This is a genomic window from Bradyrhizobium sp. 62B (assembly GCF_030272265.2).
Lineage (GTDB): Bacteria > Pseudomonadota > Alphaproteobacteria > Rhizobiales > Xanthobacteraceae > Bradyrhizobium.
This window is the reverse complement of record NZ_CP092841.2, coordinates 4279038-4294845: the sequence shown is the minus strand read 5'-3', so window position 1 is coordinate 4294845 and position 15808 is coordinate 4279038. Positions and strand designations below refer to the sequence as shown.

The 15808-nt window shown below is 60.0% G+C and carries 9 protein-coding genes; 8 read left to right on the top strand and 1 reads right to left on the bottom strand.

Annotated features, from left to right (window positions below; translation table 11 throughout):
• The 7 genes from rfbD to ML401_RS20245 all read left to right on the top strand — a co-directional run bounded on the left by rfbD (position 1) and on the right by ML401_RS20245 (position 13919).
• Positions 1–990, top strand: coding sequence for a dTDP-4-dehydrorhamnose reductase (rfbD, locus tag ML401_RS20275; RefSeq protein WP_285806683.1), 990 nt, complete (start codon positions 1–3; stop codon positions 988–990).
• A complete protein-coding gene (gene rfbA, locus ML401_RS20270; protein ID WP_259211805.1) occupies positions 899–1807 on the top strand; it encodes a glucose-1-phosphate thymidylyltransferase RfbA in 909 nt (302 codons plus the stop codon). Before rfbD ends, rfbA begins: the two co-directional genes overlap by 92 nt.
• Before the next feature lie 89 nt (positions 1808–1896).
• Entirely contained in the window at positions 1897–8796 is a 6900-nt protein-coding gene (locus tag ML401_RS20265; RefSeq protein ID WP_376717287.1) for a DUF4082 domain-containing protein, read from the top strand.
• An 11-nt stretch (positions 8797–8807) separates the two neighbouring features.
• Entirely contained in the window at positions 8808–9128 is a 321-nt protein-coding gene (locus tag ML401_RS20260) for a hypothetical protein (protein WP_259211780.1), read from the top strand.
• The gene (locus tag ML401_RS20255) at positions 9106–11301 is read left to right on the top strand and encodes a peptidase domain-containing ABC transporter (RefSeq protein WP_285806681.1); all 2196 of its coding nucleotides are present in this window, start codon (positions 9106–9108) and stop codon (positions 11299–11301) included. Before ML401_RS20260 ends, ML401_RS20255 begins: the two co-directional genes overlap by 23 nt.
• Entirely contained in the window at positions 11298–12725 is a 1428-nt protein-coding gene (locus ML401_RS20250) for an HlyD family type I secretion periplasmic adaptor subunit (RefSeq protein WP_259211776.1), read from the top strand. Before ML401_RS20255 ends, ML401_RS20250 begins: the two co-directional genes overlap by 4 nt.
• Positions 12726–12749: 24 nt before the next feature.
• Positions 12750–13919, top strand: coding sequence for a hypothetical protein (locus ML401_RS20245; protein WP_259215012.1), 1170 nt, complete (start codon positions 12750–12752; stop codon positions 13917–13919).
• 16 nt (positions 13920–13935) lie between these two features.
• Here ML401_RS20245 and ML401_RS20240 read toward each other — a convergent pair whose 3' ends face one another.
• A complete protein-coding gene (locus ML401_RS20240; RefSeq protein ID WP_259211773.1) occupies positions 13936–14823 on the bottom strand; it encodes a glycosyltransferase family 2 protein in 888 nt (295 codons plus the stop codon).
• A 187-nt stretch (positions 14824–15010) separates the two neighbouring features.
• On the opposite strand from ML401_RS20240, the gene ML401_RS20235 reads away from it, so the two are divergent.
• Entirely contained in the window at positions 15011–15805 is a 795-nt protein-coding gene (locus ML401_RS20235) for a WecB/TagA/CpsF family glycosyltransferase (RefSeq protein WP_259211771.1), read from the top strand.
• The last annotated feature ends 3 nt before the right edge of the window (positions 15806–15808 follow it).

The window sequence follows — 15808 nt, the reverse complement described above, 5'->3', positions numbered from 1 at the left end:
ATGACAGATCAACCAATCCTCGTTGCCGGACGGAATGGTCAGCTGGCAATGTGCCTTCGTGATCTTGCCACAACGCGCGGTTTGCCTGCGGTGGCTCTCGGACGCCCAGAACTCGATCTGGAGAATCGGGAAGGTATCGACAAGCTCATTGCGTCGATCGGGCCGTCTGCGATCATCAACACGGCCGCCTATACGGCGGTAGATCAGGCCGAATCTGAAGCGGCGAGGGCCTTCAGCATCAATCGCGATGGCGCGGCCGCGCTGGCGGATGTCGCGTGGCAAATGAACATTCCGCTTATCCATCTCTCGACCGACTATGTATTCGACGGTGCGAAACCCCACGCGTACGACGAAAGCGACATTCCGGCGCCGTTGAACGTCTACGGCGCATCCAAGCTTGCCGGGGAGGCTGCTGTTTTGGCAGCGCACCCGCTCGCGACCGTGATAAGATGCTCCTGGCTTTACAGTCCCTACGGCGGCAACTTCGTCCGAACGATGCTGCGGCTATGCGAGACGCAGCAGGTCGTAAGGGTTGTCAACGACCAACATGGTAACCCGACTTACGCGTACGACCTCGCGGACGCAGTCCTGCGGATCGCACAACGGTCGGTAACGGACGATCGCAGGGCCACGGCCGGCATCTTTCATCTCGGCGGCCAAGGCGAGGCAAGCTGGCACGATTTTGCGCAGGCAATCTTCCACGAGTGTTCGCGCCGTGGAGCGCGTATTCGGGCGCTTGAGGCGATCACGACTGAGGAGTTTCCGACCGCTGCGCGTCGGCCTCGGAACTCGCGCCTGGACTCATCCAAGGCCGAACGCGTGTTCGGGATTCGCCTGGCACCTTGGCGCCATTCACTCCAAGCTTGTCTGGACCAGTTGGTCGGAGAAGGAGAAACCGATGCTAAAGGGAATCGTGCTGGCTGGCGGCAGCGGAACGCGCCTCTATCCGATCACGCGGGTGGTCAGCAAGCAATTGCTCCCGATCTATGACAAGCCGATGATCTATTATCCCCTGTCGACGTTGATGTTGGCAGGGATCCGCGAAATTCTGATCATTACCACTCCTTCAGACCGGTGCCAGTTCGAACTGTTGCTGGGAGACGGCAGCCAATGGGGCATCCGACTCAGCTACGCGGAACAAACCCGTCCCGCCGGTCTCGCGGACGCCTTCATTGTCGGCGCCGATTTCATCGGAAGCGATCGTGTGGCGATGGTGCTTGGAGACAATATTTTCTTCGGCGATGGCCTGAGCGAACTACTCGCCAGGGCAGCCGGACGTGAGGAAGGCGCAACGGTCTTTGCTTACCATGTGCGGGACCCGGAACGATATGGCGTCGTCGCTTTTGATGAGGCAGACCGCCCGGTATCGATCGAGGAGAAGCCCAAACGGCCGGCTTCGAACTGGGCAATCACGGGCCTATATTTTTTCGACAATCGCGTTGTCCGCTATGCTCGTCGCGTGGAGCCGTCGCCGCGCGGCGAGCTCGAGATTACCGATCTTCAGATGCGTTACCTTTCGGCCAACGCGCTCCACGTTGAGCGCATGGGGCGAGGGTTTGCCTGGCTGGACACCGGCACGGTCGAGTCTCTCATCGATGCCGGGACGTTCGTTCAGACCCTGGAAAAGCGGCAGGGAATGAAGATTGCCTGTCTCGAGGAGGTCGCCTTCCGGCTCGGCTTTATCAATCGTGATCAACTTCTCGCGCTAGCGCAGCCGTTGGAGAAAAGCGGCTATGGCAAATATCTGAATGAAATCGCGCGTCTGCCGCAATTCGCTTCACGATTGCGCCACCCAGTCGACAACTAAGATATGTTAAATATATTTGCATTTAAAATTGACTGGCAGTTAAAATGGAATTAAAATACATATAGGGGCTTTATTTAATCGGTATGGCCATGCTGGTGCAAAAGGCGAGCGTCTTCGGCCGGGGAGCTCGGGCCGTTTTCCCGGGGGAAGATATCCCCTCCATTTCACACGAATCGATCTATTGGAATGCATTCACGGGCCTAGAACCGCCCGGCCTCTGGGTTCCGCCGCTTGTTGATCCGCTGGCAAGCTGGGCATCCACCCTACCGCCTCTGATTGGTGACGCCTCGTTAGTTCAACCTTCATCGCGGGCCGGTGCGGGCGATCCGTCGGACCTGCACGGCTTTCTGCCCGGTCTCTTCTCCGCATCTTTCCGGTCGCGATTGTCTGCTCTGCTGTCTTCGACCTCTTTGACGAGCGGACATAAAGGCTGGGGCCTGACGTTCCCGTGGGCGAATGAAGGGACGTCGCCGACATCATCATCGATCTCGACTCCGGGCACCACTCATTGGAGTCATCCGAGCGACGGAGTCTGGAACGTCGCTGCGAACTGGAGCGCCGGCGTACCGGGGATCACCGACTCTGCGTTTCTCGATGCTGCCGGAACGTATAGCGTCACGAGCACGGCCAGCGTTGATATCGGGAGCCTGGTCCTCAATGCGGGCGCGACGCTTTCGTTTGGTGCGGGGACGCCCTTTATGGTCGAAGGCGACGCACTGAACAATGGGACTGTGGCAGTCGGGGCGATCCTTGGCGATCGCATTGCGACAGCGGACTTCAAGGGTGACGTCAGCGGGACGGGATCTTTCGAAATTTCAGACAAGGCGATCCTGGAGGTCGAAGGCTCGGTTTCCGGCCATTTCTCGAATGGATCGTTCTCCGGCATAACCGTGTCGTTCGACACGGGAGTTGGCACGCTCGTGCTCGATCAGTCGGCCAAGTTCCAGGGTTTGATCACAGGTTCGTCGCCGGGGGCTACGCTTTCGCCGGGCAACCTCATCGACTTGAAGGATCTCCCCTTCACATCGTCGATGTCGGCGACCGTCCATTACGACAATAGCTCGAACATCAGCACGGTCGATTTCAGCAATGGCACGGCCAATGTCACCTTGCTGTTTTCGGGGATGGACCTGAACTGGAATTTGAAGAGCAATGGGCAGGGAGGCACCATTGTCTTCGATCCACCCACGAATCCCACCGTACTGGAAAACCAGAAGCCGGGCACGCCGAGAAGTGTCTGGGAGATCCAGCCGGGCGACAATTCGACCCTGACCCAGGGATTTGCGACGGCAATCAGCACCAATGTCGGCGGGACGGTCCAATTCAAGATCAACAATCTGACCGGAAACCCGAATTATCGCGTCGATGTTTACCGGCTAGGCTATTACGGTGGTGATGGTGCCAGGCTGGTTACGAGCCTGCAGCATCAGGCCGGAGCTGCGGTCGTCCAACCCGCTGCACTACGTGACACGTCGACCGGTCTCGTCGATGCCGGCAACTGGAGCGTAACCGATTCCTGGAGCGTGCCAACCGATGCGGCCTCGGGCGTCTACATCGCCAACGTCATCAACGGCACCGAGATTTTCCAGATCCCGTTCATCATAAGGAACGACGCTTCGCACAGCGACATCGTCCTGCAGACGAGTGATGAGGACTGGCAAGCCTACAACGGTTGGGGAGGCGCCAACCTTTATTTCGGAAACGGCCCGGGCATCAACGGAGCGGCCTACGCGGTCAGTTATAATCGCCCCCTTGTGACACGTGACGGCACCGGAACCTTCTCCGAGGGGGGAGACTCTCCGTTCACGGCCGAGATCGCGGCCATCTATTGGCTCGAGCAGAACGGTTACGATGTCTCTTACATTTCCGGCATCGATGCTGCGACAAACGGCTCGTTGTTGCTCAATCACAAAGTCTTCATGGACGCGGGGCATGACGAGTATTGGACCGAAGCTCAGCGCGCCAACGTAGAGGCCGCAGCGCATGCCGGCGTGAACCTTGCGTTTCTCACGGGCAACGAGATCTTCTGGAAAACAAGGTTGGCGCCCAGCATCGATGGCAGCGGAACAGCCAACCGCACACTCATCAGCTACAAAGATACGCATGCGAATGCGCTGCTTGATCCAACAGGACAGGCGACCGGCAACTACTCTGACCCGCGGTTCGGTTCGACGCCTCTTCCTTCGAATCAGCTGACCGGTACATTGTTCGCGGTCAACGCATTTCGATACGATACGATCACGATACCGTACTCGATGACCCAGTTGCGCTTCTGGCGCAATACGGCCGTTGCGCAAACGGCATCCGGACAGACCGCCTCGCTCGTACCTGGCCTATTGGGCGTTGAATGGGACGTCGCGCCGGACAACGGATTCCGTCCGGCTGGGTTGGTCAGTGTCTCGTCTTCGACAGTCAATGTGGATGGAAAGTATCTGCTTGATTACGGTAACACGTTCGGAGCAGGCACGGCGACCCACAATCTTGTGCTGCATCGGGATCCCGTCAGTGGCGCACTGATATTCTCGGCCGGCTCAATCAACTGGCCGTGGGCTCTTGCCAGCGACCACGACGGACCCGCGACTCCGGTGGACCCCAATGTCCAGCAGGCGATGGTCAACCTTTTCGCCGACATGGGCGTTCAGCCGGCGACGCTGCAGGCGAACCTGGTGGCCGCGATCCAGTCCACCGACACTACGGCGCCGACCTCTGCTATCACCAATCTCTCGGCTGCCAGCGTCGTCGAGGGGCAATCGATTACGGTGACGGGAACGGCCGCTGACACGGCTGGAAAGATTGCCGGCGTCGAAATCTCCACGGATGGTGGAACAACCTGGCATCCAACCAACAGCAACGTCGGCGCGGCGAACGTGACGTGGTCATATACGTTCGTCACAGGCGCCCAGGGGACATATAGTCTCAAGACCAGGGCGGTCGACGACAGCCTGAATCTGCAAACACCTGGTACGGGCACTAGCTACACCATCACGCCGTCTTCCAGCCTGACGCTCTTCAGTCCGACCGACACGCCTGCGGTGATTTCAAACGGCGATTCCGGCGCAGTTGAAGTCGGCCTCAAATTCGTCCCAACCGCGTCGGGCAAGATCACTGGCATTCGCTTCTACAAGGCGTCTGATAATACCGGCACCCACATCGGCGATCTCTGGACCGCCAACGGCACGCTGCTCGCAAGCGCCACCTTTAGCAACGAAACAGCGAGCGGCTGGCAGCAGGTTGATTTCGCGACGCCTGTCAATGTCCAGGCGGGCGTCACGTATGTCGCCTCCTATCACACCAACACCGGCCACTATTCTTCGACGGACTTCTATTTCATCGACTATGACGGCATTACGAAAGGCGCGCTCACCGCGCCCGGTAGCAGCCTCAACGGCGTCTATGCGTACGGCAGTAATCCGACTTTCCCCAACAACGTGTCCTCTGTCGACGCCGCGAACTACTGGGTAGATGTCGTCTTCAGCGATTCCGGCCAGACGTCGCCGCAAGCTCACGACGACGGTGGCTTCACGGTCAGCCAAAATGGTGTGCTGAACATTCCGGCATCGACGCTGCTCGCGAACGACACCAACCCGTCCGGGCTGACTTTCTCGATTACCAGCGTCGCTAACGCGGCCGATGGAAGCGTAAGCTACAATTCGCAGAACCAGACCGTGACCTTCACGCCCATCGCTGGCTATGCCGGGGCGGCGAGTTTCACCTACACGATCACGGACACGAGCGGCCAAACCGGGACCGGCCAGGTGTCGCTCAAGGTCAATTATCCGGCCTCGGCGCAGAGCCTGTTCGGCACCAATGATGCGCCGAGCGTCCCCAATGGCGGCGATACCAGTCCCATCGAAGTCGGCGTCAAGTTTACCGCATCCGTGAGCGGGACGATCACGGGTCTGCGCTTCTACAAGGGGTCGTTGAATACCGGTCCCCATATTGCGGATCTCTGGAGCTCGACCGGAGCCCTGCTTGCAACCGCCACGTTCACGGGCGAAACGGCCAGCGGCTGGCAGCAGGTCAACTTCTCCACCCCTGTCGCGATTACCGCGGGCACCACCTACGTCGCGTCCTATCACACCAACGGTAATTATTCCGGTACCCAGAACTATTTCACGACATCGCTTGCCAACGGCCAGCTAACGGCTCCGGCCGGCAGCAACGGAGTCTATGCCTACGGATCCGGAAGCGCGTTCCCGACGAATACCTTCAAATCCTCCAACTACTGGGTCGATGTCGTCTTCAACGGCTCCGCCGCGACCAGCGCGCCGCAAGCGAACGCCGACAGCGGCTTCACGGTCAGCCAAAATGGCGTGCTGAACATTGCGGCATCGACGCTGCTCGCGAACGATACCAACGCGTCCGGATTGGCTTTCTCGCTCACCAACGTCAGTAACGCGGCCAATGGAAGCGTAAGCTACAATTCGCAGAACCAGACCGTGACCTTTACGCCCACCGCCGGCTATGCCGGGGCGGCGAGTTTCAGCTACACGATCACGGACACGAGCGGCCAAACCGGGTCCGGCCAGGTGTCGCTCAAGGTCAACTATCCGGCCTTTGCGCAGAGCTTGTTCGGCACCACTGATGCGCCAACCGCCCCCAACTCCGGGGATACTAGCCCGGTCGAAGTCGGCGTCAAGTTTACCGCATCGGTGAACGGGACGATCACGGGCCTGCGCTTCTACAAGGGATCGTTGAATACCGGTCCCCATATTGCGGATCTCTGGAGCTCGACCGGAGCCCTGCTCGCGACCGCCACGTTCACGAACGAGACCGCCAGCGGCTGGCAGCAGGTCAACTTCTCCAATCCCGTCGCTATCACGGCAGGCACCACCTACGTCGCGTCCTACCACACCAACGGCAATTATTCCGGTACCCAGAACTATTTCGCCTCATCGCTTGCCAACGGCCAGTTAACGGCCCCGGCCGGCAGCAACGGAGTCTATGCTTACGGATCCGGAAGCGCGTTCCCGACGAATAGCTTCAAATCCTCCAACTACTGGGTCGATGTCGTTTTCAACGGATCCTCCGCCGCCAATAATACGCAGCCAACCGCGGTTGCCGACGGCGCGGATGCCACCGAGAAGGGCGGCGCGAACAACAGCACTGGCGGTTCGCCCGCCATCGGCAACGTGCTGGCCAATGATACGGATCCCGATTCCGGCGACACCAAGACCGTCACTACATTTAGCTTCGGCTCGACCAACGGGACGTTCGATACGCCTCTCGCGGGCGCACACGGCACGCTCTTGCTCAGTGCCTCAGGTGCTTTCACCTATACGGTGAACGAGAACGATGCAGCCGTGCAGGCCTTGCGCCAGTCGACCAATACGCTGAGCGATGTCTTCAACTATACGATGCGGGACGCCGCCGGCGCCGCATCGTCGACCACCCTTACTGTCACCATTCACGGCGCCAACGACGCGCCGGTGCTGGCGATCCAGACCGGCAGCCAGGCTGCGACCGTGGGCTCCGCGTTCTCGCTGACGTTGCCCGCCGGCACCTTCACTGACGTCGATGCCGGCGACTCACTCACCTACACCGCAACTTCAACGCTTCCCGCCTGGCTCTCGTTCAATGCTCAGACCCGCACCTTTAGCGGCACGCCGACGTCTGCGGACGTTGGCACGCTCAGCGTTACGGTCTCTGCTGCTGATCTCGGTAATCTCACCAAAAGTGAGACATTCAACATCGCCGTGTCGGCAGTTCCTTCAACGGTGAGCCTGTTCTCGAGTTCGGATACCCCCGCACTGCGGTCGAATTCGGATACGTCTCAAGTCAATCTCGGAATGCAGTTCACATCCTCCGTGGCGGGCACGATTACCGGCATCAAGTATTTCAAGAGTGCAAATGACCTCGGCACTCATACGGGCTCGTTGTGGAGCAGCACCGGCGCGCTGTTGGCGACCGCGACTTTCACGAACGAGAGCAGCAGCGGCTGGCAGACCGTCACGTTCAGCAGTCCCGTGTCCATCACGGCCGGCACCACCTATGTCGCGAGCTATCACAGCAACGGCCACTATGCCTCCACCACCAGCTACTTCACCACCGCTCGCACCAATGGTCCGCTCACGGCTGCTGCGAACATCAACGGCCTCTACACCTACGGAACGGGCAATTCGATTCCGACCAGTAGTTATAACGCAAGCAACTACTGGGTCGATGTCGTGTTCAACGGCTCGAGCGGCGGCACTAACCACTCACCCGTCGCTGCGAACGATAGCGGCTTAGATGCCACGCAGAACGTCCCCTTCGCGATTCCGGCCTCGGCACTGCTTGCCAATGACACCGATCCGGACGGCAATACGCTCATGATCACGGGCGCGAGTGGCGGCATGAATGGTACCGCCACCTTCAACGCCCAAAGCAACAGCGTGGTCTTCACTCCCACGACAGGCTACACGGGAGCGGCGTCCTTCAACTACAGCATCTCCGACGGCCAGGGTGGCACCGCCAGCGCACTCGTCTCTCTCGATGTAAACGCTGCGTCTTCGACGACTGTGCGCCTGTTCAGCGCAAGTGATGAGCCCAGCATTGTGGCGGCCAATGATCCACAGTCGGTGGAACTTGGCGTCAAGTTTCAAACGTCCACCCCAGGCGATATTGTCGGCATTCGCTTCTACAAGGGCCCATCCAACACGGGCACCCACGTCGCGGATCTTTGGAGCAGCACCGGGACTTTGCTGGCAACGGCGACCTTTACCAACGAAACGGCCAACGGCTGGCAACAGGTCAATTTCGCCACGCCCGTGACGATCATGCCGGGAACGACCTACGTCGCCTCCTATCACACCCCCGGCAATTACGCGGCCGATCCCGGCCTGCTCGCCAACGCGATTACCAACGGACCGCTCACGGCCCCATCGTCGTCATCGATCGGCGGCAACGGTGTGTTTGCGTACGGGACGGATAGCCTATTCCCGACCAACACCTACAACTCAACGAGCTATGGCGTTGACGTAGTTTTCAGGCCGCAGCTGGCAGCATAGGAGAAGTAAAGATGCACGCCGAACTCTATACCGATGGAATCGAAGAAATTACCGTCAGCGGCACTATCGTCCGCGTCGATCTGGTCAGTCTTTCACCGACGGAGCGTGACGCCAACAATGTCCCGAAACGCGTGTTTTCTCAGCGGCTGATCTTTTCGGTCGAATCCTTCGCCAATTCGGTCGATGTGATGCAGAAGGCGCTTCAGGGCTTGGTTGACGCGGGCGTGGTCCGGAGGAATCCGTCAGTTCAGTCGCACAACGGTGCGTCGGGAATACATGATGCGGTCGCGCCCAACACACGGTCTCTGAATGTCTCTTCGAATTTCCGCTGAAATCGACGCCGCTGACGTGGACGCGCCCGGATTGGCAACGCAGACGGCATTGGAATGCCTGTCCAAGGTTTCCGGTCACCATGGCATAGATCTGCCGGTCGAGCGCTTGAAGCATGCCTATGCGGTAGCCGGCCCGGTCTCGTTGAATCTCCTGTTGCGCATGGCGAAGGATGCGGGCCTGCGCGCGAGAAGCACGAAACTGGATTGGGGCGCGCTGATTCGTCTCGGAGAGGCCTATCCGGCGCTGGCGAGGCTGGCCAATGGCAACTGGATCGTCGTCCTTGGTGCGGGACGGCGAGCTGACGGCATCGAGGTCGTCAGCATCTTCGACCCGCTCGCCGACCGCAAGCATGAGGTCTTGGTTGTCGACCGCGACCGCTTCTGTGCCCAGTGGGCCGGCGACACGATCCTGATCAAGCGCGAGCAGTTGACACAGGATGGTCGGAGGAGTTTCGGCCTCCGGTGGTTCGTACCGGAACTGCTGCTCCAATGGCGGCTGTTCAGGGACGTCGCCATTGCTGCCATCCTGCTCTATGCGTTGGGCCTCGTCGTCCCGATCTTCTTCCAGCTCGTCATTGACAAGGTTCTGGTTCACGAGAGCTTCACCACGCTCTACGTCCTCGCGGCAGGAGCGGCCGTAGCACTCGTCTTCGACGCCATATTCGGCTTTCTGCGGCGCTACCTGCTGCTTTATGCGACCAATAGGGTCGACATTCGCGTCGCTACAAAAACGTTCGGTCATCTCCTCGCGCTGCCGGTCACTTTCTTCGAGCACATGGCCGCGGGGGTGCTGGTCAAGCACATGCAGCAAGCGGCGCGGATCCGGGAATTTCTGACCGGGCGACTATTTTTGACGACCCTCGATGCGCTTTCGTTGTTCGTCTTCCTACCGGTCCTTGCGCTCTACAGCGTCAAATTGACTTTGATGGTCCTGGCCTTTACTGCCGCGAGTGGCGCTGTTGTCGGCCTGCTCATGGGCCCTTTCCGGCGACGTCTTTACGATCTTTACCAGGCGGAAGGTGCGCGGCAGGCTCTCCTCGTCGAAACCGTCCACGGTATGCGCACGGTGAAGACGCTGGGGATGGAGCCAGCGCAGAGCAGGGTTTGGGATAGCCGCTGTGCGCAGTCCGTGACCATGCGATTCGGCGTCGAGAAGATCTCCGCAGGCGCCCAGGCGCTCACCGGATTTCTCGAGAAGATCATGACGCTTGGAATCATTTCTGTCGGAGCACTCGATGTCTTCGCTGGAGAAATGACAATCGGCGCGCTGGTCGCCTTCAACATGTTGGCCGGCAGGGTCTCCGGACCGCTGGTCCAGCTCGTGACCATGGTGCACGAATATCAGGAAGTCGCGCTTGCCGTGAAAATGCTCGGCGAGGTCATGAATCAGAAGCCCGAGCGTGATGGCCGGAAAGATGGGCTGCGGCCCGATCTTGCCGGCAAGATCGAGTTCGACAGTGTCTCTTTCCGCTACGGATCCGAGGGATCGCCGGCGCTTGACGATGTCTCCTTCACCATCGAGCCAGGTTCGATCTTCGGGATCGTGGGCCGGAGCGGCTCCGGCAAGACGACGCTCACAAGGCTGATCTCGGGCATGTATCCGGTCCAGCAGGGGCTGCTGCGTATCGACGGATATGATTCGAGGGAGTTCGACCTCGCACATCTGCGCCGAAACCTCGGAATCGTCCTGCAGGACAATTTCCTGTTTCGCGGGACGGTTCGCGACAATATCGCCTGCGTGAAACGTGACGCGACCTTTGCCGAGGTCGTCGCTGCAGCGCAGCTCGCAGGCGCCGACGAGTTCATCGAGCGGTTGCCCCGTGGCTTCGACACCATGCTCGAGGAAGATGCCTCCAACCTGTCCGGCGGGCAGAAGCAGCGGCTCGCGATCGCGAGGGCTCTGATCGTCAATCCACGGATCTTGATTTTCGATGAAGCGACAAGTGCCCTCGATTCCGAAAGCGAAATGATCATCCGGCGCAATCTCCGCCGTTTGGCGGCTGGGCGTACCGTCATCATCGTCTCGCATCGGCTGTCGATGTTGACCGAAGCAAGCCAGATCCTGGTGATGGACCGCGGCCGAATCGTCGACGTGGATCGCCACGACCATCTCCTGTCGAAATGCACCATCTACAGGCATTTGTGGAACCAACAGATGAAGCAGATCGCATGAAGGAGACAAGGCCATCACGCGCGGATGCGAAGCCGATCGGTCTGGTCCCGGCCAGACCGGTCGAGCGCCGGCGAAAGCTGTTCAGGCCGGAGCCGAGGCGAGCGCCAGTCATCGCCGAGTTCCAGTCCGATGCCACCGAGGTCGAGCAGCAGGCGCCGCCGCGGCTCGCGCGTCTCACCCTTTACGGCGTACTTGCACTGATCGCCTTCGCGGTCGTCTGGGCATCCGTTTCGCAAGTGGAGATGATCGTCACGGCGCAGGGAAAATTGACCACGACACGTCCCAACCTGGTCGTGCAGCCATTGGAAACGTCAGTCATACGCGCGATCCACGTCAAGGCCGGTGATCGCGTCAACCGCGGCGACGTTCTGGCGACGCTCGATCCGACGTTCTCTCAGGCGGATTTCGACCAACTGCGCGGCCGAGTGGCCGGCTTCGATGCGTCGATCGATCGCCTGGGCGCCGAATTGAATGGAATCGAGTATGCCGTCAAGGAGCGGACGAATGCGGATCAGATCCTGCAGGGCAAGTTGTTCTTGCAGAGGAGAGCCGCGTACGAGGCGCAGATCCAGAATTACGATGCACAGATCGCTTCCGCTCAAGCCATTCTCAAGACAGCGCAGAACGAAGAGGCGGTTCTCCTTCAGCGACTCGACACGATGCGTTCAATCGAAGCCATGCGCACCACGCTGATGGACAAGGAGGTCGGCTCGAGGCTGAACTTCCTGCTGTCTCGCGATGCACGGCTCGAAGTCGAGAGCAATCTGGCGCGCGTTCGTGGCAGTATCGCCGATAGTACCCATCGGCTGGACAAGGCGCGCGCTGACCAGAAGGTGTTCGCCGAGGAATTTCGTCGCACCACTTATCAGGAGCTGGTGGAGACGGTGCCGAAGCGAAATAGCGCCGCAGAGGAATTGAAGAAGGCCGAGCTTCGTCGACAGTTGATCGTCCTGCAGGCGCCGGCTGATGCCGTGGTGCTGGATATCGCAAACCGGACGGTCGGCTCGGTGGTTCGCGAAGCGGAAACGCTGTTTGTCCTGGTGCCACGTGACGTGCCGCTTCAGGCGGAGGTCAACGTCGAGGGGCGGGATATCGGTCAGGTGGCGCTTGGACAACCGGTCCGGATCAAGTTCGAAGCGTTTCCTTTCCAGAAGTATGGAACTGCGACGGGAGAAGTCCGCGTCATCAGTCAGGACACGTTCTCGCCGGACACGAAGGCCGAAGGTGCGCGCCGCGCGCCAGCTCCCTATTACCGCGTACTGGTCGATTTGTCGGACACGCACCTTCGGCTGCCGGCTGAGCGCATTCAACTGATTCCGGGTATGGCGGTGACGGCCGAACTGAAAGTCGGCAAGCGCACCGTGATCTCCTATTTCCTCTATCCGTTGCTGCGCGGATTGGATGAAAGCATCCGTGAATATTAAGTTGGCTTGGGATGGCGATTGACCATGATCATTAGTCCGAATTTTGGGGTGAAGCTCGTAGTGCCCACGGCGGCGAGTAAGCTCTCGCGGAATTCACCGCTGGTGAACTATGCGCTCAATGGGCTGGAACGTTGTTGGCTGCCTGAACATCGTCGGTGGTCGCACATCTACCATCTCGATGGACGTGCTTCACCAAACGAGTCCGTACCAGGCAGCGACGTATTTTATACCCTCAACGTTCTGCTCGGGATGTCGCGCGTCGCCGGAATTCCAGCTGGCATTGATCTGCCCGAAACATTCCGTCGCAATGTTCTGCAACTCACGCAGCTCCCGGTGCGGAAGTACGCCTTCGGCATGGCCCTATGGAGCGCCGCCGAGCTCGGCCTCGAGATACCGGAGCCGGTCAAATGCGAGCTGAGAGCCGTCCTTTCCGACGAATCCGCGTGGAGGACTTTCCATGCGCAGGATCTCGGCATGCTGCTCACGGGAGTCGTGGCGCAGGCGAGGGCAGGCGAGAACGAGTGGTGGCGCTACGCCAGGCCGCTTTATCGCTTCTTGAAGGAACGCTTCCACAGCGAATCGGGATTGTTCTTCGACGCACCGTCCGGCCTTCGTCGCCGGTTCTCGTCATTTGCGACACAGACCTATCTCTCGATCGCCTGCTATCAATATGGCGAATTCGCCGGCGATGCGTCCGCCCTTGTCATGGCGGATACTTGTGTGCGCGGTCTGATTGCGTCTCAAGGCCCACAAGGTGAATGGCCTTGGTTTTTCGACGCGATGAGCGGCCGCGTCCTTGATTTCTACGAAGTCTATTCGGTCCATCAGTATGGAATGGCTCCGGCTGTGCTGGAATGGGCGGAGCGCTTTGGGCAGAGGGGATCGCGGGACGCCTTGGTCAAGGGATTCAACTGGGTCCTTGGCCAGAACCAGCTGGGCCGGGCCATGCTCGTGCCCGAACTGAGCCTGTCCCTTCGCTCGCAGGTTCGCAAAGGTGAGTTGACAACGAAGGCGCCGCGGGTCTTGCGCGCACTCAAGAACGCCTGGCTCGGAAAAGGCGGCCAGCTGATCGACGGCACTGACGTGGACGTTCGGCTCGAGTGCCGTAGCTACGAACTGGGCTGGATATTGTGGTCATTCGGCCGGCGTACCGACTTGCCGGAGCTGACCAATAACTGTGCCTTCGGCGCCTGACAGAATTGCCGTTGCACTAACGATTCCAAGCGACTGCTCGCCGGCCCCGCAGGTGCGAGAGCATCGTCATGGCGCGGTGCGCCCGCACGGCACACAACACGGCAATGGCCTTGAGGCGGACGCCGCTACCATGCAGGCGGTCGCTGGTCAGCACAGTCACAGCGTTTGGCGCGAAAGATGCGAAGACCAGCAACGCTTGCGCGAGCCAGCGCAATCGCCAAACGGGTTTGCCTTCCGCCATGTTGCGATAGTGCGCGATGTGTCGGTCCCATTTGGCGTAGAGCTCCTGGAGAGAGCTCCGGGCCGGATGGAAGACGATCATCTCCGGGGTGTATCGAAATCGAAGTCGCGCGCGCAACGCACGCTCTCCCCACTCCATATCCTCGGCGACATCAATGCCGGCGAAAGGGCCGACGCGATCGAAGTCGCGGCGAAAGACCGCCATGTTGCCAGTGCCGGAATAGCCGTGGCGCTCGATATAGAGCTTGAAGCGATAGGCGAAGACGCTCTCGTAAGCCGCAATGGCGTCGAGCTCCGCATTTTCCGGGCACCAAATACGAACGTCGCCCCCGAGAACTGTGCCGGCCGGCGACAAGTTGAACCATTTCATCACGCTGCTCAGCCAATCCTGATGGGCCCTGCAATCGGCATCGATAAAAGCGAGGATCTCGCCGTTGGCCGCAGCGACGCCTGCGTTTCGGGCCGGGCCGGGACCTGGTTGCGGTTCGTGCCGCAGCCGCACGCCAGGATGGCGGGCAACGATGTCCGTTGGCGGCGTTGCCGAGCCGTTGTCCACCACGATGACCTCGAACGCGTGCCGGCTCAGGGTCTGTGCGTCCAGGCTGCGCAGACAGGCTTCCAGCGCGTCAGGCTGGTTGAGGTGGGGAATAATGACCGAAATCATCTGTTAAATCCCTTATTTAATTCCCGTCAGATGTGCTGCCCGCTCACGGGCGTGGCGCCCCTCATTTTCTGCGACGTGCGGCAAAGTCGATTTAAAACTTGCAATTAAATGTTGTAAGCGTATTATTTCAATAATAATCTTAAATGCAAACTTAAATATGGTCGATTGTTCCGGGAGGTAGGTTCCAATGCGCGCAGCATTTCTGGGGTGCCCGATCGACCTGCTGACAATGGCGGAAACCGTCGAGCTGGCGCGCAGGGCCATGAGCAGCCGCAAGCGGTTGCAGCATGTGGCGCTGAACGTCGCCAAATTCGTCAATATGCGATCCGACCCCGTACTCGCGGCCGACGTCGCCAACAGCGACGTTGTCGGCATCGACGGCATGGGAATTCTTTGGGGCGCTCGAGCGCTGGGGCTTCCGGCGACGTCGCGGGTCGCGGGCGTGGATCTCCTTGCCGAGTTGCTCGCGGCATGCGCCCAGGAAGGCTTCAAGCCCTATTTCCTGGGAGCCACTCCCGAGGTTCTGCAGCAGGCCTTGCAAGCTGCACGCGAGAGGCATCCTTCACTCGTCTTTGCGGGCTGGCACGACGGCTACTTCAAGCGCGAGCAGGAGAATGACATCGTCGGGGACATCCAATCCAGCGCGGCCGATTGTCTCTTCATCGGCATGCCGACGCCCCGTAAGGAGCGCTTTCTGGCTGCTCACCGAGATGATCTCGGCGTCCCCTTCATCATGGGCGTAGGCGGTGCGTTCGATGTTCTGGCAGGCACCGTCCGGCGCGCGCCGGTACAGATTCAGAGGCTCGGTCTCGAATGGCTGTATCGCATCTATCAGGAGCCCGGGCGGATGTGGTGGCGATACGCCAAGACGAACACCCTGTTCGCAGGCGTCCTGGCGCAAGCCCTCGTCCGACAGGCGCTTCGACACCCCCTAGGTGCGCCCGGCGCGGTTCCGCCGGGTCCGAGCCGGATCGGAGGCTGAGGC